This is a genomic window from Mesorhizobium sp. M0678 (assembly GCF_040320505.1).
GTDB lineage: Bacteria > Pseudomonadota > Alphaproteobacteria > Rhizobiales > Rhizobiaceae > Mesorhizobium.
In genome coordinates, this window is sequence record NZ_JAMYPT010000006.1 from 252,569 (window position 1) to 274,831 (window position 22,263).

The 22,263-nt window shown below is 64.2% G+C and carries 19 protein-coding genes and 1 riboswitch; of the genes, 9 read left to right on the forward strand and 10 right to left on the reverse strand.

The window, feature by feature from the left end:
- Positions 1–9 precede the first annotated feature (9 nt).
- On the reverse strand, positions 10–912 hold the full coding sequence (locus NKI29_RS14125; protein WP_023680655.1) for a DMT family transporter: 903 nt from the start codon (positions 910–912) through the stop codon (positions 10–12).
- Between the two features lie 321 nt (positions 913–1,233).
- Here NKI29_RS14125 and NKI29_RS14130 point away from each other — a divergent pair, with 321 nt between their 5' ends.
- Entirely contained in the window at positions 1,234–2,532 is a 1,299-nt protein-coding gene (locus NKI29_RS14130) for an adenylosuccinate synthase (RefSeq protein ID WP_352574737.1), read from the forward strand.
- A 72-nt stretch (positions 2,533–2,604) separates the two neighbouring features.
- Positions 2,605–4,275, forward strand: a complete 1,671-nt coding sequence (locus NKI29_RS14135) for a hypothetical protein (RefSeq protein WP_352569604.1) — start codon at positions 2,605–2,607, stop codon at positions 4,273–4,275.
- 31 nt (positions 4,276–4,306) lie between these two features.
- Here the strand turns inward: NKI29_RS14135 and NKI29_RS14140 are convergent, their stop codons facing one another.
- The 4 genes from NKI29_RS14140 to NKI29_RS14155 are packed head-to-tail and all read right to left on the reverse strand — an operon-like array spanning position 4,307 to position 7,386.
- Positions 4,307–4,606, reverse strand: coding sequence for a CcdB family protein (locus NKI29_RS14140; protein ID WP_352569605.1), 300 nt, complete (start codon positions 4,604–4,606; stop codon positions 4,307–4,309).
- Positions 4,606–4,848: a type II toxin-antitoxin system CcdA family antitoxin gene (locus NKI29_RS14145; RefSeq protein ID WP_352569606.1), complete on the reverse strand. Its 243-nt coding sequence runs from the start codon at positions 4,846–4,848 to the stop codon at positions 4,606–4,608. Before NKI29_RS14145 ends, NKI29_RS14140 begins: the two co-directional genes overlap by 1 nt.
- 57 nt (positions 4,849–4,905) lie before the next feature.
- Positions 4,906–6,726, reverse strand: a complete 1,821-nt coding sequence (locus tag NKI29_RS14150; RefSeq protein WP_352569607.1) for an ABC-F family ATP-binding cassette domain-containing protein — start codon at positions 6,724–6,726, stop codon at positions 4,906–4,908.
- A 15-nt stretch (positions 6,727–6,741) separates the two neighbouring features.
- Positions 6,742–7,386: a thiamine diphosphokinase gene (locus NKI29_RS14155; protein WP_352569608.1), complete on the reverse strand. Its 645-nt coding sequence runs from the start codon at positions 7,384–7,386 to the stop codon at positions 6,742–6,744.
- Positions 7,387–7,513: 127 nt separating this feature from the next.
- Positions 7,514–7,628: riboswitch (TPP riboswitch) on the forward strand.
- A gap of 43 nt (positions 7,629–7,671) precedes the next feature.
- On the opposite strand from NKI29_RS14155, the gene thiB reads away from it, so the two are divergent.
- The 4 genes from thiB to NKI29_RS14175 all read left to right on the forward strand — a co-directional run bounded on the left by thiB (position 7,672) and on the right by NKI29_RS14175 (position 13,068).
- On the forward strand, positions 7,672–8,685 hold the full coding sequence (gene thiB / locus NKI29_RS14160) for a thiamine ABC transporter substrate binding subunit (RefSeq protein ID WP_352569609.1): 1,014 nt from the start codon (positions 7,672–7,674) through the stop codon (positions 8,683–8,685).
- Between the two features lie 251 nt (positions 8,686–8,936).
- The gene (thiP, locus tag NKI29_RS14165; RefSeq protein ID WP_352569610.1) at positions 8,937–10,556 is read left to right on the forward strand and encodes a thiamine/thiamine pyrophosphate ABC transporter permease; all 1,620 of its coding nucleotides are present in this window, start codon (positions 8,937–8,939) and stop codon (positions 10,554–10,556) included.
- Complete coding sequence (gene thiQ, locus NKI29_RS14170) at positions 10,553–11,344, forward strand: thiamine ABC transporter ATP-binding protein (protein WP_352569612.1); 792 nt, start codon at positions 10,553–10,555, stop codon at positions 11,342–11,344. Before thiP ends, thiQ begins: the two co-directional genes overlap by 4 nt.
- Before the next feature lie 254 nt (positions 11,345–11,598).
- Entirely contained in the window at positions 11,599–13,068 is a 1,470-nt protein-coding gene (locus tag NKI29_RS14175; RefSeq protein ID WP_023680559.1) for a M48 family metalloprotease, read from the forward strand.
- 13 nt (positions 13,069–13,081) lie between these two features.
- Here the strand turns inward: NKI29_RS14175 and NKI29_RS14180 are convergent, their stop codons facing one another.
- The gene (locus NKI29_RS14180; RefSeq protein WP_023680558.1) at positions 13,082–13,939 is read right to left on the reverse strand and encodes an RNA polymerase factor sigma-32; all 858 of its coding nucleotides are present in this window, start codon (positions 13,937–13,939) and stop codon (positions 13,082–13,084) included.
- Between the two features lie 325 nt (positions 13,940–14,264).
- Here NKI29_RS14180 and NKI29_RS14185 point away from each other — a divergent pair, with 325 nt between their 5' ends.
- The 3 genes from NKI29_RS14185 (at position 14,265) to NKI29_RS14195 (ending at position 16,608) form a co-directional block, all read left to right on the forward strand.
- Entirely contained in the window at positions 14,265–15,038 is a 774-nt protein-coding gene (locus NKI29_RS14185; RefSeq protein ID WP_023721021.1) for an amino acid ABC transporter substrate-binding protein, read from the forward strand.
- 122 nt (positions 15,039–15,160) lie between these two features.
- On the forward strand, positions 15,161–15,841 hold the full coding sequence (locus NKI29_RS14190; RefSeq protein WP_352796538.1) for an ABC transporter permease subunit: 681 nt from the start codon (positions 15,161–15,163) through the stop codon (positions 15,839–15,841).
- Positions 15,838–16,608 carry an amino acid ABC transporter ATP-binding protein gene (locus tag NKI29_RS14195; protein ID WP_352452513.1) on the forward strand — a complete coding sequence of 257 codons (771 nt, stop codon included), beginning with the start codon at positions 15,838–15,840 and terminating at the stop codon, positions 16,606–16,608. The genes NKI29_RS14190 and NKI29_RS14195 overlap by 4 nt, the downstream gene beginning before the upstream one ends.
- Positions 16,609–16,686: 78 nt before the next feature.
- Here the strand turns inward: NKI29_RS14195 and NKI29_RS14200 are convergent, their stop codons facing one another.
- The 4 genes from NKI29_RS14200 to NKI29_RS14215 form a co-directional block, all read right to left on the reverse strand.
- A complete protein-coding gene (locus tag NKI29_RS14200) occupies positions 16,687–17,268 on the reverse strand; it encodes a CarD family transcriptional regulator (RefSeq protein WP_006327799.1) in 582 nt (193 codons plus the stop codon).
- 368 nt (positions 17,269–17,636) lie between these two features.
- Entirely contained in the window at positions 17,637–17,975 is a 339-nt protein-coding gene (gene fdxA / locus NKI29_RS14205) for a ferredoxin FdxA (protein ID WP_023680554.1), read from the reverse strand.
- Between the two features lie 148 nt (positions 17,976–18,123).
- Positions 18,124–18,510: an RNA-binding S4 domain-containing protein gene (locus tag NKI29_RS14210; RefSeq protein WP_023680553.1), complete on the reverse strand. Its 387-nt coding sequence runs from the start codon at positions 18,508–18,510 to the stop codon at positions 18,124–18,126.
- A gap of 12 nt (positions 18,511–18,522) precedes the next feature.
- On the reverse strand, positions 18,523–21,930 hold the full coding sequence (locus NKI29_RS14215; protein WP_352796541.1) for a helicase-related protein: 3,408 nt from the start codon (positions 21,928–21,930) through the stop codon (positions 18,523–18,525).
- Positions 21,931–22,263 lie beyond the last annotated feature (333 nt).

Here is a 22,263-nt window from a genome sequence, read left to right on the forward strand (position 1 = left end):
CAAGCGACTTCATTCAGCAGCGGATGCCGCCATCTTCCGTCCGCTGTATTCGGCGAGGCTGATGCCACCGAGCACCAGCGCGAGAGCCAGCGCCTGATAGAGCTGGAATGTCTCACCGACAATCAGCACCGATAGCAGCGTACCGAAGATCGGCACCAGATTGATGAACAGGCCGGCCCGGTTGGCGCCGATCAGCTCGTTGCCCCTGATATAGAAGATCTGCGCGATGACCGAAGCACCGATGGCGGTATAGAACGCGACCGCCCAGCCGCGGGCATCGGGGACAATGACCTTGCCGGCGGCAATCTCCCACAGGAAGAAAGGCAGCGATGTGACGAGTGCGGCAACCGAAAGCGCCAGCATCAGGCTCTGCCAGCGGATGACCGGCTTCAGCCGCAACCCCACCGAATAGAAGGAGTAGCAAAGCACGGCGACCAGCATGATCGCGTCGCCAAAGTTGAGATCCAGCTTGAGAAGCTGGCGCAGGTCGCCATGGCTCGCCGTCACCGCGACGCCAATGATGGTCAGCACGACGCCAGCTATCTGCACCCGGTTCACCCGCAGGCGAAACAGCACGAAATTGGCGATGATGATCACGATCGGTATCGCCGCCTGCTCGATCGAGACGTTGATCGCCGTCGTGTAGTTGAGCGCCGTGTAGAAGATCGCATTGAAAAAGGCGAAGCCGCAAGCGCCGAGCCCGCCAAGCAGCAACCAGTGCCTGCGCACCACCGGCCAGTCTTGGCGTAGCGTTCCCCAGCCGATCGGCAGCAGGATCAGAACCGCCAGCAGCCAACGCAGGAAGACCAGCGTCATCGGCGAGATATGACCGACCGCCAGCTTTCCCGCCACGGAGTTGCCGCCCCACAGCAAGGTGGTGAACAGCAGGAACAGATAGGCGGCTCGATGCATCGTGAACTCCCGGCCAGGCAGAGGGAATTTGACGGTCGGTGTGGGCCTATTGCGACCGCCAGCCCAAGTAAATGATGTCAAAGGCGAAAATTGTTGTGCCTCGGAGCGTTTTGGGCGGCAAAGAGTGGTCGCGCTCGCCGGGTCTTGACGCTATAGAGCGACGTGCGTGCAATTGGACGCTACAAAGTACGCGTCGGAAGGCTTTAATCTCGCGTCGTGCTTTTCCGAAAATCGATTCCGATTTTGGGGGCCGATGCGATAGAGGCCTATCGTTTCGAATTGTTTCAAGCTGCTCGTGCGGCGTCTCAAGGGAAAAGAAATATGGCCAATGTGGTGGTCGTCGGCTCGCAATGGGGCGATGAGGGCAAAGGCAAGATCGTAGACTGGCTGTCGGAGCGCGCCGATGTTGTCGTGCGCTTCCAGGGCGGCCACAATGCCGGCCACACGCTGGTCGTCGACGGCAAGGTCTACAAGCTGTCGCTGCTGCCGTCCGGCGTGGTGCGGCAAGGCAAGCTTTCCATCATCGGCAATGGCGTCGTCTTCGATCCGCACGCTTTCGTCGCGGAGGTTGCGAAATTGAAGGCGCAGGGCGTCGAGGTGACGCCAGACCGCCTGAAAATAGCCGAAAACACCGCGCTTATCCTGTCCTTGCACCGGGAGCTGGACGGATTTCGCGAGGACGCCGCTTCCAATTCCGGAACGAAGATCGGCACGACCCGTCGCGGCATCGGTCCCGCCTATGAAGACAAGGTGGGCCGGCGCGCGGTCAGGGTGATGGATTTGGCGGATTTGGAAACGCTGCCCTTGAAGGTCGACAGGCTGCTGACGCACCACAATGCGCTGCGGCGCGGGCTCGGCCATGCCGAGGTCACGCATGGGGCGATCATGAGCGAGCTGATCTCGGTAGCCGACGAGATCCTGCCCTATATGGACCGCGTCTGGAAAATCCTCGACGACAAGCGCCGCGCCGGCGAGCGCATCCTGTTCGAGGGCGCGCAAGGCACGTTGCTCGACATCGACCACGGCACTTATCCGTTCGTCACCTCGTCCAATACGGTTGCCGGTCAGGCCGCCGCCGGGTCGGGTGTCGGGCCGGGCGCCATCGGCTATGTGCTCGGCATCACCAAGGCCTATACGACGCGCGTCGGCGAAGGCCCGTTTCCAACCGAACAGAAGAACGAGATCGGCGAGTTCCTGGGCACGCGCGGCCATGAATTCGGCGTCGTCACCGGCCGCAAGCGGCGCTGCGGCTGGTTCGATGCCGTGCTGGTCCGCCAGGCCGTCGCCGTCAACGGCATCAAGGGCATTGCGCTGACCAAGCTCGATGTGCTCGATGGGCTGGACGAGATCAAGGTCTGTACCGGCTACCGACTCGACGGCGAGGCGATCGATTACCTGCCGGCCAGCCAGGGTGCGCAGGCCCGCGTCGAACCGGTCTACGAGACGCTGGAGGGGTGGAAAGGCACCACTGCCGGCGCGCGTAGCTGGAACGACCTGCCGGCCCAGGCGGTGAAGTACGTCCGCTACATCGAAGAGCTGATCGGCGCGCCGGTCGCACTCCTTTCCACCAGCCCTGAACGGGACGACACGATACTTGTGACCGATCCGTTTCAAGACTAGTTTCTCAGCCTTCCGGGCATTGCGGCTGATTTGCGGGGGCCGGCCCAGAAACAAATGCAGGTCGACTGACGTATGGTAGATTTTGTTCCTATTCTGAAAAAGGCGCTCGATAAACTCGGTGAGCCGTCGGCGGAAGTGCGCGCCAGGGTCTATGACAGGGCCCGTTCGTCAATCGCGAAACAACTCGCAGAGAAGGCCACGATGACGCCTTCCGATGTCGACCGGCAGATGCGTGCACTGGAAGACGCCATCGCCAAAGTCGAGCGGGACTATGCCAAGCCTGCGCCGCCACCCGACCCGCTGGCGGAACTGGAGGACATCTTCTCCTCCATCGACCGCAACAAGAACCAGTCCAGCCATATCCGACAGCCAGCAAAGACGGAGCCGGCATGGCAGCCGGCCAAGACCGAGCCGGCAAAGACCGGGCCGGCCTGGCAGCCCACGCCCGCCAAGGCGGCGCCGAACTGGCAAAAGCCGCAGCCCGTCGCTCTTTCTCAGGAGCGCGCTGGTCCGCCGCCGTCCGATATGGATCTTCCGACGGCTGACGGCCAAGACGGCGTTTTTCGGGGCGACGACTTTTCCAACGACGGCGGGCCCGCGGAGGACAGGTTCCAGCGGCTCCATCCTGCCGAGCGCAGGCGTAGCTATGGCGGTGTGATCGCCGCCGCCATTGCCTTGCTCGTCATTGCCGGTGGTGGCTATGGCATCTGGCTGAACAAGGATGCGTTCGGCAGCATGCTCGGCCTCGACTCGACCAAAGCCGTCGCCACCGAACCGCTGGTAAAACCAGCCCCGCCCAAGCCTGAGGCCGATGCGGCCGTACCGGCCGCCGCGCCTCCGACGGAGGCCGGCGAGGGCGCGAAGTTCACGCAGCGCCTGACGCCCGAGGGCCACGAAGTCGATCCCGGCCCCGCGGCCGGGCAGGCGGGCATCGGCGAAGGCGAATCCGTCGCCGCACTGACCACGCCGCCATCGGCCGCACAAGCGCCGACCACCCCGGCACCCGCCGCGCCGGCACCGGCCGCACCCGCCGACACGCAAGCCACGGCCAATGCTCCAGCAGTCGATGGGTCCGCTGCACCAACTCCCGCAACGCCGCCCGCCAACGGGGCAGCAGCGCCTGCAGCGGCCGCCCCGCCGCCCGCACCGGCAGCGGCACCAACGGCAGTTCCGCCGCAAGCCACGTTGGCCGTCGGCCAGAAGGCGATCTTCTACGAGGAGCGCACCAGCACCGCTCAAGGCTCGGCCGAGCCCGGCAACATCGTCTGGTCGCTGGTGCAGGAATCGCCCGGCGGCGACCTGCCGCCCGAGCCGGCGATCCGCGCCGAGGCGACCATTCCAGGCAAGGATATCCAGTTGCGCATGACGATCCGTCGCAACACCGACCAGACGCTGCCGGCCAGCCATATTATCGAGATGATCTTCCTGACGCCTGACGGCTTCGAGGGCGGCGGCGTCGACAACATCCTGCGTGTCGCCATGAAGGGCTCCGAGCAGGATGCCGGAAGCCCGCTGATCGGCATCCCGGCCAAGATCGCCGACGGTTTCTTCCTGGTTGCGCTCAACGATACCAAGGCGGATGAAGACGCCAATCTGACCTTGCTCAGAGGTCAGGACTGGATCGATGTGCCGGTCGTCTACAAGACCGGGCGGCGGGCGCTGCTCACCATGGAAAAGGGCATTCCAGGCGAGAAGGTGTTCGACGAGGCGCTAAAGGCCTGGCAGACAAAGACGGCGGGGTGAGGCCGGCTCACCAGCCCAACGCCTCTCTGGCTCAGAAGCCTTGGAACAGCATGTCGAGCGCGCTCACGATGTCGTCGTGATGGCGAGAAAGATTTCCTTCGGCAACGGGCAATTCAGAGGTCATCAAGGCTGACATGAATTGAGTGACCATGACATGGTCCTTACCGTTGATGGTGAAGATAGGGTTTAGCCGGCGGCCCGGCACTGGGGCCTTGTTGGCTGGCATCAGCGGGACGACGACCTTCGTGTCGAGCCGTCCCAGAAGGTCGGATTGGACATCGAGAAGGTAACCGTCGCCTTCGGCACTCTGGTAGAAATCATAACGTGCCATCAAAACAGCCGGTGCTTGGCCAGAGGCAAGCCGTTGCGCCTGACATAGTCATTCGAACTGTCGATCGCTTCCTTGTTTTCCTCCTGCCACCGGCGGTTTTTTTCGGCCGAAATCGCCTTGGCGATGCCCTCTTCCGCAGCGCGGGATATATTGATGCCCAACGCCTTGGCATCCTCGATCAATCGGGAGTCGATCGATGTATTAACCGACTTTCTTTGGGTTTTTGGCTTCGATTGAAGCATACAGCCGCTCCCATTTATGCGCATAATGTAGGCGCATATGAGCGTGCACGCAACCTCTCATCCCTCCATCTCTTCCCTTAGCATCTCGAGTTCCAGCCATTCCTCCTCGAGCGCTGCCAGTGTGACGCGCTCCTTGTCGAGCGCGGCAATCGTCTTCTGGAACGAGGCCGGGTCGCGCTCGTAATAGGCCGGATCGGCGATGTTGTTCTCCAGCCGCGAGATCGAGGCCGACACCGCCTCGATCTTCTTGGGTAAGGTTTCCAGCGCGAATTTCTGCTTGAACGACAGTTTCTTGGCCGGGCCCTTCGGTGCGGCCGCTTCGTTCCTGCTTGCCGCCGTCGCTTCACCGGCTTCTGCTTTTGGCCGCGCCCTGCGGTCGTCCAGCCTGGTGCCGCCGCGCTGCCCAAGCATGTCGGAATAGCCGCCGGCATATTCGATCCAGCGGCCGTCACCATCCGGCGCGATGATGCTGGTCACGGTGCGGTCGAGGAAATCGCGATCGTGGCTGACCAGGATCACCGTGCCGGCAAAACCGGCGACCAGTTCCTGCAGCAGCTCCAGCGTCTCCATGTCGAGATCGTTGGTCGGCTCGTCGAGCACAAGCAGGTTTGCCGGCCGCGCCAAAACGCGTGCGAGAATCAGCCGTGCCCGCTCGCCGCCCGAAAGCTCGCGCACCGGCGTGCGCGCCTGTTCCGGCTTGAACAGGAAGTCTTTCATGTAAGAGACGACGTGGCGCTGCTCGCCATTGATGACGAGGTTCTCGCCGCGCCCGTCGGTCAGATACTGCGCCAGTGTCTCCTGCGGGTCGACGGCTTCGCGCTTCTGGTCGAGCGTGGCGATCTCCAGATTGGTGCCGAGCCGCACCGTGCCTGCGTCCGGCTTCAATTCGCCGGTCAGCATCTTCAACAGCGTCGTCTTGCCGGCGCCGTTCGGCCCGACCAGGCCGACGCGATCGCCGCGCTGGATGCGGGTCGAGAATCCCTTGACCACGGTCAGATCGCCAAAGCTCTTCTCGATGTTCTTGGCTTCGATCACCAGTTTGCCGGATTCGGCGGCGTCGCTGGCTGTCATCGTCGCCGCACCCTCGGCGCCGCGATGACCACGAAAGCGCTGGCGCATGGTCTGCAATTCACCGAGCCGGCGCATGTTGCGCTTGCGCCTTGCCGTCACGCCATAGCGCAGCCAGTGCTCCTCGCGCACGATCTGGCGACCGAGCTTGTGCTGCTCGCGCTCTTCCTCCTCCAGCACCGTGTCGCGCCATTCCTCGAAATAGCCAAAGCCCTTGTCGAGACGGCGGGTCTGGCCGCGGTCGAGCCAGATTGTGGCGCGTGACACGCGCTCGAGAAAACGGCGGTCATGCGAGATGACGACCAGTGCCGAGGAGGTGCGGGCAAGCTCCTCCTCCAGCCATTCGATGACCGAAAGGTCAAGATGATTGGTCGGCTCATCGAGGAGGAGAATGTCGGGCTCCGGCGCCATGACGCGGGCGAGGGCGGCGCGCCGCGCCTCGCCGCCGGAGAGGTCGTTCGGCCGTTCCTCGCCGGTCAGGCCGAGATGCTCCATCAGATAGGTGGCGCGGTAGGGATCGTCGGCCGGCCCGAGCCCCGCCTCGACATAGGCGCGGACAGTCGCAAAGCCGTCCATGTCGGGCATTTGCGGCAAGTAGCGCACGGTCGCCGAAGGCTGGCGGAAGACTTCGCCGTCCTGCGGTTCGATCAGCCCGGCGGCTATCTTGAGGAGCGTCGACTTGCCAGAGCCGTTGCGGCCGACCAGGGCGATCTTGTCACCAACTGAGGCCGTCAGGGCGGCACCGTCGAGCAGCGGCGTGCCGCCAAATGTCAGCTTTATCCCGTCGAGATTGAGAAGCGGCGGCGCCATGTCAGCTTTCTGGGCTCAGCTTTCCGGAAGAGGGTAGGGATGCGCGAGCAGCAGCGCGCGGCCGCTGGCCAGCGCGATTTCCAACCGGCCCCTGACCTCGTTGGAAATGGTCAGCGACGAGCCGAACGCAACCTCGACATGGTCGAGCGGCCATTTGGCGCCGGTGACTGTCAGGCCGGCGAGATCCGAAAAGCCGAGCACCGAAAACAGCGTGCCGTCGACATAGTCGAAGCCAGTCTTTCCAGGCAGCAAAGGAATGCCTTCCTGTGCGCCGCTGGTCAAAAGCACTTCCGTTCCGCCTTCCGCCAGCCGGACGCTTAGCGCCAGATGCAGGAAGATGTGGTCGGTACGTTTGCCGCCGAAGGCGCCTGCGAGCACAAGGCTGGTCGCACCACGTTCGAGTGCGGCGGCGATAGCGAGTTCACCGTCGGTCTTGTCTTTTTCGGCGGGAAACACCTGCCGTGGCACGGCGGCCAGATCCTCCGGCAACTCGGCAGGCACCGAATCGAAATCGCCGACCCAGAGTTCCGGCCTCAGGCCCAGCATGCGGGCATGGCCGATGCCGGCATCGGCGGCGATGACGCGCGAGCCTTCGACCTGGCGGTCGAGCAGCGGCGTGCGGATGAGATCGCCGCCAAGCAGGATGGTGAATGTGCTCATATCTCGTGGCCCTTACCAGCCCTGCCCCGGAAACGGAAGATGAAACGGCAGACGAAACGGAAGGCTGGGCTTTGGATGCCCGGCAAACTTCCGCTTGCGCAGCACTTCGGCCGGGCCTATGTGTCGAAACGCTCTAACGGGGTGCCGGACGCGATCTTCGCGGACCGGCTGAGAGGCAAGACTGCCAACCCGCTGAACCTGATCCGGTTTGTACCGGCGGAGGGATTAGACGTTTCGGACAGCCCGACGCCTCAATTCCTTTCAACGCGAACGAAGGAGGCGCCGATGCGCAGTTTTTTCCACTCTCTTGTCTCAATTGTCCTGCTTGCGGCATCCGCGCTCGCCCTGCCAGGGCAGGCATCGGCACAGGATAGACTGACGGTCTATACCTATGAAAGCTTCACCGCCGATTGGGGTCCGGGACCGGCGGTGAAGAAGGCCTTCGAGGCCGAATGCAGTTGCGTCGTCGAATTCGTCTCGGTCGCCGACGGCGTGGCGCTGCTCAATCGTGTGAAGCTGGAAGGCGCCGCGACCAAGGCCGATATCGTACTTGGCCTCGATACCAACGTAACCGCCGACGCCAAGGCAACCGGCCTGTTTTCGCCGCACGGCGCCGTGTCGGGCGTCAGTGTGCCGGGCGGCTGGAGCGACGATATTTTCGTGCCGTTCGACTATGGCTATTTCGCCGTCGTCTACGATACCGAAAAACTGAAGAGCCCGCCGAAGAGCCTCAGGGAATTGGTCGAGGGCGATGCCGGAGAGAAGATCGTCATCCAGGATCCGCGCACCTCGACGCCGGGCCTTGGCCTGCTGCTGTGGGTCAAGTCGGTCTACGGCGACAAGGCGCCGGAAGCCTGGGCCAAACTCAAGGCGAAGGTGCTGACGGTAACGCCGGGCTGGAGCGAGGCCTACGGCCTGTTCACCAAGGGCGAGGCGCCGATGGTGCTGTCCTACACCACCTCGCCGGCCTACCACATGGTCGCCGAAAACACCGAGCGCTACCAGGCGGCGTCCTTCGAGGAGGGCGAATATCTGCAGATCGAGGTTGCGGGGATCACCACCAAGGGTGCGAAGAACCCGCTGGCAGAAAAGTTCATTGCCTTCATGACCGGACCGAAGTTCCAGGATGTCATTCCCGAAACCAACTGGATGTTCCCGGCCGGCAAAACCGACAAGCCGCTCAACCCGGCGTTCGATAAGCTGGTCAAGCCGACCAAGACCTTGCTGTTCAGCCCGGAAGACGTCGCCGCAAATCGCAAGGCCTGGGTCGACGAGTGGCTGGCGGTGATGAGCAAGTAGGGCTCAAGCCTCGTCGGATGTTTGCGCCAAGCCACCCCCCTCTGGCCTGCCGGCCATCTCCCCCTCAAGGGGGGAGATCGGCAGCTTTGTCGCCTCTCCTCATCCTGCCACTTGTGAGATTGGCGAAGGCGGCTGAGTGCGCAATCTCCCCCCTTGAGGGGGAGATGGCCGGCAGGCCAGAGAGGGGTGGGCTCGGCCATTGTCAGGTATTTCCTTCGATCAACACCTGTCGTAGTGTCGGGTAGCGCGACATGCGTACGCGTCATCCGGCCGATCCCCGCGTCACTGCCGGCATCGTCGCGCTCGCCGCCATCGCGCTGCTGATCGGCGGTGCATTCGCCGGGCTCGTCGTCGAAGCCACACGCGACCTGTCCGGCGCCGCCTCCGCTTTCGATTCCTATCTCTTGCGCGTCGTCCGTTTCACGCTCTGGCAGGCTCTGCTGTCGACCCTGCTCTCCGTTGCACCGGCGCTGTTCGTCGCGCGTGCCCTGTCGCGGCATCCACGTTTTTTCGGGCGAGGCTTCATCCTCCAGCTTTTCGCCGTGCCGCTGGCGCTGCCGGCCATTGTTGCCGCACTCGGTGTCTTGGCGCTCTATGGCCGCGCCGGCTATTTTGCCGGCACGCTGGGCGCGCTAGGCGGCCAGAGCTGGCCCGGCATCTATGGCCTGTCGGGCATACTCGTCGCCCATGTCTTCTTCAACCTGCCGCTGGCGACGCGGCTGTTCCTGGAGGCGTTGCAGACCGTGCCGGCCGACCAATGGCGGCTGGCGAGCCAGCTTGGCATGGGCGCTGCGCCGGCCTTCCGGCTGATCGAATGGCCGCCGCTGCGTGCGGCCTTGCCCGGCGTTGCAGGGCTCGTTTTCATGCTGTGCATCACCTCCTTCACCATCGTGCTTACGCTCGGCGGCGGACCCAGCGCGACGACGCTCGAGGTTGCCATCTACCAGGCGCTGCGTTTCGACTTCGACCCGGCGCGGGCTGTGACGCTGACCCTGCTGCAGATTGCCCTGACCTTCGTCGTCGTGCTGGCCTTGACGCGGCTCGGCGCCAATATGGTAGGGGATGCCAATCTGCCGGTGGCGCCGCGCCGGTATTTTTCAGCCGGTGCGGCCGAGACCGTGCTGAACGCATTGGCGATCGGGCTGGCACTGCTGTTTGTCGCCGGGCCGATGGCGGCCACGTTGGCAGCCGGGCTTGGCGCCGATCTCGGCCGCCTGGCCGGCGAGAGCGCGGTGCGGCAAGCGACGGCGACCAGTGCCGTGCTCTCCCTCCTATCGGCGCTGCTCTCTGTGGCGTTGTCGCTGTCGCTGGTCATGGCGCGCCGGGCGCTGGCGCTCACCCGGCGGACAGGCCGGCGGACACTGCTCGAACATCTGGCCGACACCGGTGCGGGGTTCGTCCTGGTGGTGCCGCCCATCGTCATCGGCGCCGGCTGGTTCCTGCTCTTGCGCACCGTCAGCGATGTCTTTGCGATCGCCCCTGTCATGGTCGTTGCGGTCAATGCGGTGATGGCGATGCCGTTCGCCATCCGCGCCATCCGCCCTGCCTATGACGCGTCGAGCGAACGCCACGAACGGCTCTGCGCACAGCTTGGTATCTCGGGCTGGAACCGGTTGCGGCTGGTCGACTGGCCGTCGCTGCGGCGGCCGCTCGCCACCGGCTTCGCTTTCGCCATGGCGCTGTCGCTTGGCGATCTCGGCGTCATTGCGCTGTTCGGCAGCGATTCCGTGCAGACCTTGCCCTATCTGCTGCTGGCGCGCATGGGCAGTTACCGCACTGAGGATGCCGCCGGCCTGGCGCTGCTGCTCGGCCTTGTCTGCCTGGCGCTGGTGTTGGCCGCGGACTGGCTGGGAAGGGGCGAGAAATCATGATGCCGACCAGCCCGGAACGGTCCATTTCGGTGGAAAAAGGCGCGGCCGTACGACTCGATAATGTCTCGTTCAGCTATGGTGAAACGCCGCTTATATTCGATGTCGATTTCCCGGCGTCGGAAATCACCGCCATTATGGGGCCGAGCGGTTCGGGAAAGTCGACGCTGCTCAATCTGGTGGCCGGCTTCGAGACGCCGCGGTCGGGCCGCGTGCTGATCGGCGGCGCCGACGTCAGCACTGCGCCGCCATCAGCGCGGCCGGTATCGATGGTGTTCCAGGAAAACAACCTGTTTGCCCATCTTTCCCTCGAGCAGAATGTCGGGCTCGGCCGCTCGCCTTCGCTCAGGCTGAGCGAGGCTGACCGCGCCGCAATCGCCGCAGCGCTGAAGCGCGTCGGCCTTGCCGGCAAGGAAAGCCGGCTGCCGCGCGAACTCTCGGGCGGCGAGCGGCAGCGCGTCGCGCTCGCCCGCGTCCTGGTGCGCGACCGGCCGGTGCTGTTGCTCGACGAGCCGTTCGCTTCGCTCGGACCGGCACTGCGCGACGACATGCTCGACCTGGTGGCCGACGTCCATTCGGAGCAGCGCATGACGGTGCTATTCGTCACGCACCAGCCGGACGATGCGCGCCGTATCGGCCAAAACATGGTTTTCCTGGATGGTGGCACGGTTGCCGCGACGGGCACCGCGGCCGATTTTTTCGTCGGGGCTGGACCGGAGGCATTCCGACGCTATATCGGCTCGGGTCCCTTTGCGGCTGGATCACGAGATGTTGCCCGGAAGCGGACATAATTTATGGTCAAACCGGCGGAAGGCGAAGCGGCGCTTGCTTGCCATGGTCGAGGTAGTGTGGCTAGGTCCGCCAGGAGCTGGTCCGGCCTAGACCGTGATTTGCCCTTGCTGCCTCGTATCTGTCGGACGCACGAAGGACGCCGTAGCACTTGATTTTGCGCGTGATGCTTTCCGGAAATCGCGCCCGATTTTCGCGGTCACGTGCCAGGACTTGAAAGGACGCCGATCTGCCGACCGGCATCGACAATCGGAGGGTGAAACCGCTGGCGCGCTTTCTGGCGCTGGCCGGTCTTGCCGTGGCGCTGGCAAGCTGCCAGATGTTCACGCCTCCCGACGTGCAGGAATCGGGCTTCCAGCCCTCCGACAAGCCGATCACGGTCGACAATGTCGCCGCCAACGGCAAGCTCGCTCAACTGGCGAAGGCGCAGCACCCGCGCATCCTCGCCACCTATGGCGGCGAGTATTCCGACCCCAAGCTCGAGCGCATGGTGGCCAAGATCGTCGGCAGACTGACCGTGGTGTCGGCCAACCCAACCCAGACCTACCGCATCACCATCCTCAACTCGCCCAACGTCAATGCCTTCGCGCTGCCGGGCGGCTATCTCTACATCACCCGCGGGCTGCTGGCGCTGGCCAACGATTCCGCCGAGCTTGCCGCCGTCATCGCGCATGAGATGGGCCACGTTACGGCCAACCACGGCCTGCAGCGCCAGCAGCTGGAAGCCGAGGAGGGGTTGGCGACCAAGGTCGTTTCGGATGTGCTCGGCGACAACCCGACGGCCAAGGCGGCGCTGATCCGCGGCAAGCTGAGGCTGGCCCAGTTCTCGCGCAATCAGGAGCTGGAGGCCGACGCCATCGGCATCAAGTCGATCGGCGAAGCCGGTTTCGATCCCTACGCCGCCGGCCGCTTCCTGCAGTCGATGTCGGCCTATACCGATTTCCGCTCGATCAGCGGCGCCACCGACGCCAGCCTCGACTTCCTGGCGACGCACCCCAACACGCCGCAGCGTATCGACCTCGCGCAGCGCCACGCCCGCCAGTTCGGCGCGCCCGGTGTCGGGTCGCGCGACCGCGATTCATTTCTTGCCGGCGTAGACGGGCTACTTTACGGCGACACGCCGGAGGAAGGCTATGTGCGCGGCGAAACCTTCCTGCACCCTGGCCTCGGCGTGTCGTTCTCGGTGCCCAACGGCTTCGTCATCGACAATTCGGCGGCGGCGGTGACGGCGACCGGCCCGGGCGACATGGCGATCCGCTTCGACGGCGTTTCGATCGACAAGAACCGCTCGCTGACCGACTACATCCGCAGCGGCTGGGTTGCCGGCCTCGACGACAGCAGCGTGCGCCAGGAGACGATCAACGGCAACGAAGCGGCAACCGCGCATGCCGGCGCCGACGGCTGGCAATTCGACATTGCGGTGATCCGCGCCGGCGGCCAGGTCTACCGCTTGCTGACCGCGGCACCGTCGGCCAGCACCTCGCTGAGCACGGTGGCGCGCTCGGTCAGCGGCTCGTTCCGCATCCTGAGTGCTGCCGAGAAGGCGGCGTTGAAGCCACTGCGTATCCGCATCGTCACGGTGCAGCCCGGCCAGACAATGGGCTCCCTGGCCGCACAGATGGTCGGCGTCGACCGCAAGCTGGATTTGTTCAGGGTGCTCAACGCGCTGTCGCCGGGTGCCGCGGTTTCGGCCGGCGACAAGGTCAAGATCGTCACCGACAAATAGCAGCCGACGCAATTCAGGCTGCGAGAAATTCCGGGTTCTGCTTTACCAGCGCCGCCTTGAGCTTTTCCATGGCGCGCGCCTCGATCTGGCGGACACGTTCCTTGGAGATGCCGAGCGTCTCGCCGAGCGCTTCGAGCGTCGCGCCCTCGTCGCTCAGCCGGCGCTCCTCGATAATCCTGAGCTCGCGCGCATTGAGAGCGCCGAGTGCCGTCTTCAGCCACACCGAGCGGCGTTCGACGTCGATCGTATCGCCGACGACCTCATCGGGCAGCGGGTCATCCGAAACCAGGAACTCCATCCGCTCGGTTGCGCCCGCATCGTCGGCTAGCGGCGTGTTGAGCGAGCTGTCCGGCGCCGAAAGGCGGGAATCCATCATCGCCACATCGGCCTCCGATACCCCGAGAGCCGCCGACACTTCGCGGTAGAGCGTGGCATTCGACATCTGCTCGGCGCCGTTTGCCAGGCGGGCGCGCAGACGCCGCAGGTTGAAGAACAGCGCCTTTTGCGCCGAGCTAGTGCCGCCGCGCACGATCGACCAGTTGCGCAGGATATAGTCCTGCATCGAGGCGCGAATCCACCAAGTCGCGTAGGTCGAGAACCGGACCTCGCGCTCGGGCTCGAAACGGGCCGCTGCCTCCAGCAGCCCGACATGGCCTTCCTGGATCAGGTCGCCCAGCGGAAGGCCGTAGTGGCGAAACCGCGACGCCATGGAAATGACCAACCGCATATGCGCGACGGTGATGCGGTGCAGCGCGTGCTGGTCATTGTTTTCCTTCCAGCGCAGCGCCAGGAGATGCTCTTCGTCACGTTCCAGATAAGGGGCTTTCATCGCCGCGCGAACCATGGTCCGTCCTGCACTGTCTTCCATCATGCCGCGCTCCTGCTCCAGGCGTTGCGGTGCGATCGAATCGTGAGTTGGCGCCGATGGTTGAAATGGCGGCGCCGCGCCCTACAACAGCGAAGAACGTGCCATGCGGGGGAATGTTCCCCCGGACTGTCATGTCGATTGCGCTGTTCCAGGCGATTCGCCACCGGCCTTGACTCAGCCGGATGGCGCCCGGAGATGCTGGTTGAGAATTGGATTTCAAGGGCGCGAGATTTTTGAAATTTAGTTTCTTATTCTGGCATCGCGCATCTGTCATTTTCCGGCACTCGCAATGACGCCGGACATCGGCCGAGGACGGGATCACAGAAAAATGAAATGGCTCAAATCGCTCATCATCGCCGGAACGCTGCAGGTTCTGGCCATCGCCGCCGGTCACGCCGGCGCCAATCTCGACCAGATCAAGCAGTCCGGCGTCTTCAAGGTCGGCACGGAAGGAACCTATGCGCCCTTCACCTATCATGATGCTTCCGGCGCGCTGGTTGGCTTCGACGTCGAGATCGCGCGGGCCATCGCCGAGCGCCTCGGCGTCAAAGCCCAGTTCCTCGAAGGCAAATGGGACGGGCTGATCGCCGGTCTCGATGCCAACCGCTACGATGCCGTCATCAACGAGGTCGGCATCACCGAGGCGCGCAAGGCCAAATATGATTTCTCCGATCCTTACATCGCCTCCAAGGCGGTGCTGATCGTGCGCGGCGACAACACCGACATCAAGGGTTTCGCCGATCTCAAGGGCAAGAAGGCGGCGCAGTCGCTGACCTCGAATTTCGGCAAGCTGGCTGAAACCAACGGCGCCGAGCTCGTCGGCACCGACGGCTTCGACCAGTCGATCCAGCTGCTTCTTACCGGCCGCGCCGACGCCACCATCAACGACAGCCTGTCCTTCCTCGACTTCAAGAAGCACAAGCCCGACGCCAATGTGAAGATTGCCGCGCAGGAAGAAAACGCCGACTATTCCGGCGTCATCGTACGCAAGGGCGATCCGGAACTGGTGGCCGCCATCAATAAGGCGCTGGCCGACATCAAGGCCGACGGCACCTACCAGAAAATCGCCGACACCTATTTCGGCCAGGACGTTTCGAAGTAAAACGGCTTTCTCGTGTGGGCCGAACGCCGGCCCGCGTCGTTCATATCGCGGCGAGCTGTCTTTTGACGGCCCGCCGCTTTCGCGTGATATGAGCGACGGCAATCTGGCAAGGAGGAGCCTTCGTGCCGCACTGGCTGCAATTGATGCTGGAATCCCTGCCTACGCTGCTGTGGGCTGCACTGATCTTCACCGTGCCGTTGACGCTGCTGTCGTTTGCATTCGGTCTTGTCCTAGGCCTGGTTGTGGCGCTTGTCCGGCTGTTCGGTCCCAAACCGCTGGTCGCCGTGGTCCGCTTCTACGTCTGGATATTCCGCGGCACGCCGCTTCTCGTGCAACTGTTCCTTATCTTCTACGGCCTGCCATCGGTCGGCATCCTGCTCGACGCCTTTCCGGCAGCACTGATCGGCTTCACCTTGAACATCGGTGCTTATTCGTCGGAAATCATCCGCGCCGTCATCGGTTCGGTGCCCAAGGGCCAGTGGGAAGCGGCCTATTCGATCGGCATGACCTGGGCCCAGGCAATGCGGCGCACCATTCTTCCACAGGCGGGGCGCGTCGCCGTGCCGCCGCTGTCCAACACCTTCATCTCGCTGGTCAAGGACACTTCGCTCGCCGCCGCCATCACCGTGCCGGAGATGTTCCAGGCAGCGCAGCGCGTCGTCGCCACCACCTATGAGCCGCTGATCCTCTATGTCGAGGCAGCGGCCCTCTATCTGGTCATGAGCTCCGTGCTGTCGGCCTTGCAGGCGCGGCTGGAAACGCGGCTCAACCGTTATGGCGGCTTCCTGGAGGCGCGCGCATGATCGGCCTCACCAACATCGAAAAGCGTTTCGGCGACAATTTGGTGCTGAAGGGCGTCACCGTCACCATCGAGGAAGGCAGCGTCACGGCGCTTGTCGGGCCGTCGGGCGGAGGGAAGAGCACGCTTTTGCGCTGCATCAACCTGCTCGAGCTGCCGACTTCAGGCACGGTACGGATCGGCGACGATGCACTCGAATTCCACCCCGGCGGCAGGGTCTCGACCAGGGATATCCAGCGACTGCGGCTGCAGACCGGCATGGTGTTCCAGAATTTCCAGTTGTTTCCGCATCGCACCGCGATCGAGAACATCATGGAGGGGCTGGTGACGGTGCTGAAATGGCCCAAGGAAAGGGCGCGCGAACGGGCGCTGGCCCTGCTCGAAAAGGTCGGCATGGCGCACAAGGCCGACGCCTGGCCGGCGACGCTGTCAGGTGGCCAGCAGCAGCGCGTGGCGATTGCCCGGGCGCTGGCGCCTTCGCCGAAGGTCCTGCTCTGCGACGAGCCGACCTCGGCACTCGATCCGGAACTGGCGCAGGAGGTGGTCGACGTGCTCGGCAAGCTCGCCAGCGAGGGCACGACCATGGTGATGGCGACGCATGACCTGCGGCTCGCCTCCAAGATCGCGCGGGAAGTGGTGTTCCTCGATGCCGGCAACATCGTCGAACAAGGCCCGGCCGCGGTGCTGTTCAGCAACCCGGAACGCCAGCGGACCAAGCGGTTCATTGCCACGCTGAAGCACGAGGCGGAAAGGGAGGGCGGCGAAGGTTAGATATGCCCGTCGCCGGTCAGCTAAGACAAAAAAACCCGGCGCAAGGCCGGGTTTTTCTGAATTCGAAAGCAAAAAAGCTCAGGCGGCTTCTTCCTGCTCGGCTTCCTCGTTGTCGGCCTTGGCGCCGCGCTTCGGGCCCTTGTTGAGGTTCACCTCGATGAGGCGCACCGCTTCGGTCTCCGACATGCGGTTGACGGCCGCGATCTCGCGGGCCATGCGGTCAAGCGCCGCCTCGTAGAGCTGGCGCTCGGAATAGGACTGCTCCGGCTGGTTATCGGCGCGGTAAAGGTCGCGCACCACTTCCGAGATCGAGATCAGATCGCCGGAGTTGATCTTGGCATCATATTCCTGGGCGCGGCGTGACCACATGGTGCGCTTGACGCGGGCGCGGCCCTGCACGACCTTCAGCGCGCGCTCGACATAATCCTCTTCCGACAGCTTGCGCATGCCGATCGAGGTCGCCTTGGCGACCGGCACCTTGAGGCGCATCTTGTCCTTCTGGAAGTCGATGACGAACAGCTCCAGCTTGTGGCCCGCGACTTCCTGCTCATCGATCGAGACGATCTGGCCGACACCATGCGCCGGATAGACGATGTACTCGCCGGTCTTGAAACCGTGGCGCGCTGCGGTGGACTTCTTCTGCGGGGTGATCGTTGCCATTACGCCCTGAACTCCTTGTTGTGGTACCGGCATCGTGCCGGCCCGAACTCGTGCGACCGGGGTGACCGGTCCTTAGCCACACAACGATGAACTCACCGGAAAGGCCAGGACCGGCAAATCGCAACATTGCGACCGCCTGCCCCAGATCGCTCTGGTCCGGATTGAGAAATTCACCTTTCAGTGATTTGGGGCGTTTGCGCCATAAATCGACGTTGTGTCACCGGCATGTTTGGTTGATATAACACAAAAAGTCGGAAGAATCAAGGTTTTGCTGCACGCGCGAAGGCCACGCGCCGTCGCCGCCTGTCAAGGCAGTTAATGTATCACGTCTGTTACGCGGCGTCAGGCCGCCGCAGCCGGCAGGCTCGTCAGTCGCCTTCGCCGGGCTCGGCGGAGAAATATTTCTCGAACTTGCCAGTTTCGCCATCGAAATTTTTAGCGTCGGCCGGCGGCTCCTTCTTGGCGGTGATGTTGGGCCATTTGTCGGCATATTCGGTGTTGATCTGCAGCCATTTGTCGAGGCCCGACTCGGTGTCGGGCTTGATCGCGTCGGCCGGGCATTCCGGTTCACAGACGCCGCAATCGATGCACTCGTCCGGGTGGATGACGAGCATGTTCTCACCTTCGTAGAAGCAGTCGACCGGACAGACCTCGATGCAGTCCATGTATTTGCATTTTATGCAATTGTCGGTCACGACATAGGTCATTGGTCGGCTCCGGGACGTCCCATTTTATTGGGCTTTTTTGGTGAGGTAACGCCTTTGTCCGCTGGTGGCAAGGGCGGCCCCTGCCAGCGGTGCCGCGGTTTCCGGAATGGAATTCCGGAAGGCCGGCAAAGCGGGCGTTCGACCTTGCTCAATCGTCGCCGAGCAGGTGGTCGGTCTGGCGGCGTTCCTTCTTCGTCGGGCGACCGCTGCCGGCCTCGCGCAACGGCGGCACCGCATCCGGAAGCGCCTCGCCCTTGGGCGCGGGGGGCGGCGACATGTCCTCGTAGAGTAGGCGGGCCTCTTCGGCCGGGCCACGCCGTACGCCGGTGCCAAGGACTTTCCAGACGAAGATCCGCCGCTCCAGCGTGATGGTCAAAACGTCGCCCGGCCGGACCGTATCGGAGGCCTGCGCTGCTTTGTCGCGATTGATGCGGACGCGTCCGGCGACGACCAGCTTGGCTGCCAGCGTGCGCGATTTTACCGCGCGCGAGAAGAACAGCCACTTGTCGATGCGCTGGCGGGCATCAGTGACCATTGGACGAGCAGCCTACTTCTTCAGCTGGTCGCGCAACGCGGCGAGCTTGGCGAAGGGCGAGTCCGGATCGAAGCGGACCGGGCGTTCCTCACGCGGCTTTGGCTGGAAGGCGGGCTTTGCGCCTTGGGCGCCGCCTTTGCCGTCCTGTCGGCCAGCCTTCCAGTCGGGCCGGTTTTCGCGCCGGTCCGGGCGTTCACCTTGCGGCTTGCCGGCGCGCTGTTCTGCCGCCTCGCCTTGCGGCCTGGGCTTGAACTTGCTGCGATCGAAGCGCGGCTTGCCGGCGCCGTCGCGCTGGTCGTGGCGCCCCTGACGGGCGGGCCGGTCGCCCGGCGTCGGTTGCCCGCCGGCATCTGCCGGCGCATCGCTGCGGCTGTCCGGCCCAGCTTGACCATTGCGCGCGCGATTGTCCCGATGATTGTCCCGGGGGCGGTTGTCATGCTGGCGATGACGCGGGCGCTGGTCGAAACGACCCTGCCGCCATAACAGGACAGGTTTTGGCTCCTCCGCTTCTGGAGCAGCTTCGCCGGAGACGGCTTCCGCCGTCGCTGCAGGTTCGGCCGGCGATGCTTCCGTAGTGTCGGAAACCGGCGGTTCTGCCGATGCCGCAGCCTCAGTTTCCGCCCCAAGTTCCGCCCTTGGCTCGGCCGCTGGTTCCGCAGGCGCTTCAGCAGTCGCCTCCGCGGCGGGCCGGGTCTCTTGCGTGACTTCTGCCGCAGCTTCAGGGGCTGGAGCTTCCGCGACAGGCTCTGCCGTCGCTTCGGTCACAGCTTCGGCCGCCGCCTCCGCAACAGGAGCCGCATCCGACACAGGTTCCGAAGCCTCCGCCGGCGGCTCTGCCGCGGCAGATGCTTCCGCCATCCTCGCCTGCTCGACTCGCGCAGCCTCTTCCGCCGCCTGCTTTGCAGCGGCAGCTTCACGCGCGGCATTGTCCTGTGCTTCGAGCCGCGCCTTGACCTCGGCCGCCGGTTTGGCATCGGCGCGATAGCCGAGTCCCTTCAGGATTTCTTCCATGTCGTCGGCGGTGGCGCCGAGAATCGACATCATCGGCGGCGTCACCATGAAGGACTGACCGTCATAGGCGCCGTCGGGGCGAGGGCCGAGGCCCGGCTTCCAGTTGGTCGCCGGCCGGATCAGGTCGGCCAGCCGTTCGAGAATATCGACGCGTACAGCACGCCGGCCAAGATTGCGGTAGCCGGCAAGCTTGTAGAAGGTCTTGTCGAAGGTCGGATCGATGACCACCGAGGTGCGGCCGGAGGCCAGTGCGTGAACGACATCGCCGAAGCCGGGCTTGTCCTTGCCGTCGTTTCTCAGCGCCCACAGCAGCGTTATCAGCCCCGCCGGCGCCGGTTTGATCAGCGCCGGCACGAAGACATGGTAGGCGCCGAAGCGCACTCCGAGACGGCGAAGCGCCGCGCGGCCTTCCTGGTCGAGGGATTTCATCTCGTCGGCGATGTCGCGACGGTTGATGAGGCCGAAATGCTCGACGAGCTGGAAAGCAATGCCGCGGCCGATGCCGGTGATCTGCTCCGCATTCTTGAGGTCGACCAGCGGCTTCAGCAGGGATTCGATCTGGAAGTTGACGAAGCGCTCGGCGCGCGCCGCAACCTTGTCGCGTGCCGGGCCGGTGAGTTGCTCGTCGGCGAGCAGAACGAGACGCGGCTTCAAAGCGTCTTCGCCGGCAACCAGCGTGCCGATCGGCGCGCCGATCCAGCGCAGCGTGCCATCCGAACCCAGCGCAATGTCGCCATTGGCAGAGGCGCCGAACCGCTCGGCCCGCGCTTCGAACTCGGCGGCAAGCGCCTTCTGCGCCGCCGCCCGCACCGCCTTGGCATCCTCGCCGCCGGCGCTCTGGTCGGCGGTGAAGCGGAAACCCTGCAGCTCGCCGACGTGATGGCCTTCGACGAGGACGGTTCCGGTTGGGCTGATTTCGGCTTCAGGCATCGTGTTTTCTCTAAGGCGCCGCATGAGGACGGAAGTCCTGCGGTCTACAAAACGTTTCGTCAACCGCTCATGCAGCGCATCCGACAATCTGTCTTCGATTTCGCGCGTCTTTTCCTGCCAGTGTGCCCGATCGGCCAGCCAGCCGGGCCGGTTGGAGACGAAGGTCCATGTGCGGATCTGGGCAATCCTGTGCGACAGCGTGTCGATGTCGCCTTCAGTGGTGTCGGCACGGCGCACCTGCTCGGCCATGTAGTTCTCGTCGACATGGCCGTGCCTGGCAAGGTCCATGTAGATGGAGGCGATCAAGTCGGCGTGCTGGGCCGGCGCGATCTTCCTGTAGTCGGGCAGCGCGCAGGCTTCCCACAGCAGCGCCACGCGTCTGGCATCGGTGGTGAGTGCCCGGACGTCCTCGTCGCGCGACAGATGCTCGAGCGCCTGCGCGTCTACTGCCGGCAGTGCGCGCGTCAGGCCTTCTACCGGGGCGTTGGTCTCAATCGAGCGCTTCAGCGCATCGAGGCTGGCGAAATCGAAATGCGCGGTACGCCACTGCAGCACTTTCACCGGATCGAAATCATGCGCCTCGATCTTGTTGACCAGTTCATCATCCAGCGGATCGACCTGGCCGGTGACGCCGAAGGTGCCGTCGCGCAGATGCCGGCCGGCGCGGCCGGCAATCTGGCCGAGCTCGGCCGCCGTCAGGTTGCGGTACTGGTAACCGTCGAATTTGCGATTCTGGGCGAAGGCAACGTGGTCGAGGTCGAGGTTGAGGCCCATGCCGATGGCGTCGGTGGCGACGAGGTAGTCGACGTCGCCCGACTGGAACAGCGCCACCTGGGCGTTGCGGGTGCGCGGGCTGAGTGCGCCGAGCACGACGGCGGCACCGCCCTGCTGGCGGCGGATCAGCTCGGCGATGGCATAGACCTCGTCGGCCGAGAAGGCGACGATCGCGGTGCGCCGCGGCAGGCGGGTCAGCTTCTTCGAGCCGACATAGGCAAGATGCGACAGGCGTGGTCGCGTCACTACCGACACGCCCCGCAGCAGGCGCTGCAGAATGCCGTGCATGGTGGCGGCGCCGAGCAGCAGCGTCTCCTGGCGGCCGCGCAGATGCAGGATGCGATCGGTGAAGATGTGTCCGCGTTCGAGATCGCCGGCGAGCTGGACCTCGTCGATGGCAACGAAGGCGGCGTCGGTCTCGCGCGGCATCGCTTCCACGGTGCAGACCGAGTATTTCGCGCCCGCCGGCTGGATCTTTTCCTCGCCGGTGATGAGCGCCACCTTATGGGCGCCGACCTTCTCGCAGACGCGCGTATAGACCTCGCGGGCAAGCAGCCTGAGCGGCAGGCCGATGACGCCGCTTTCGTGCGCCACCATGCGCTCGATCGCGAGATGGGTCTTGCCGGTATTGGTCGGGCCGAGCACGGCCGTCACGTCTCGACCCGACAGGATCAGCGGTTCAGTGTGTTTCGGATAGATGTTCATCGGCCTGGAAATAAGGCTCTCTGCCTCGCATTGTCGGGAGCGCGCCCATATTGGCCGCGTATGACAGGCGACACATAGGGATTTCGGGCGCGAAGCGAAAGCGGAATATGCCGAGGGCAGGCCGATTGGTTGGTTCGAAGCCAGAAAATCTGTTCCCGATTAACAGTTGGAACGAGTCTGGAACGAATCAGCGACGAATCACTGACTCGCGCTGATTCAGGGTTTGTTCACGGCTACATCTGGGTTTTCTGTCGGCGAGTCTCACCACATGCTGAATCACGGAAACTGGCCCGATTTATGCAAGTGGCATCCAAGCGAGCACTGCGGTTAACC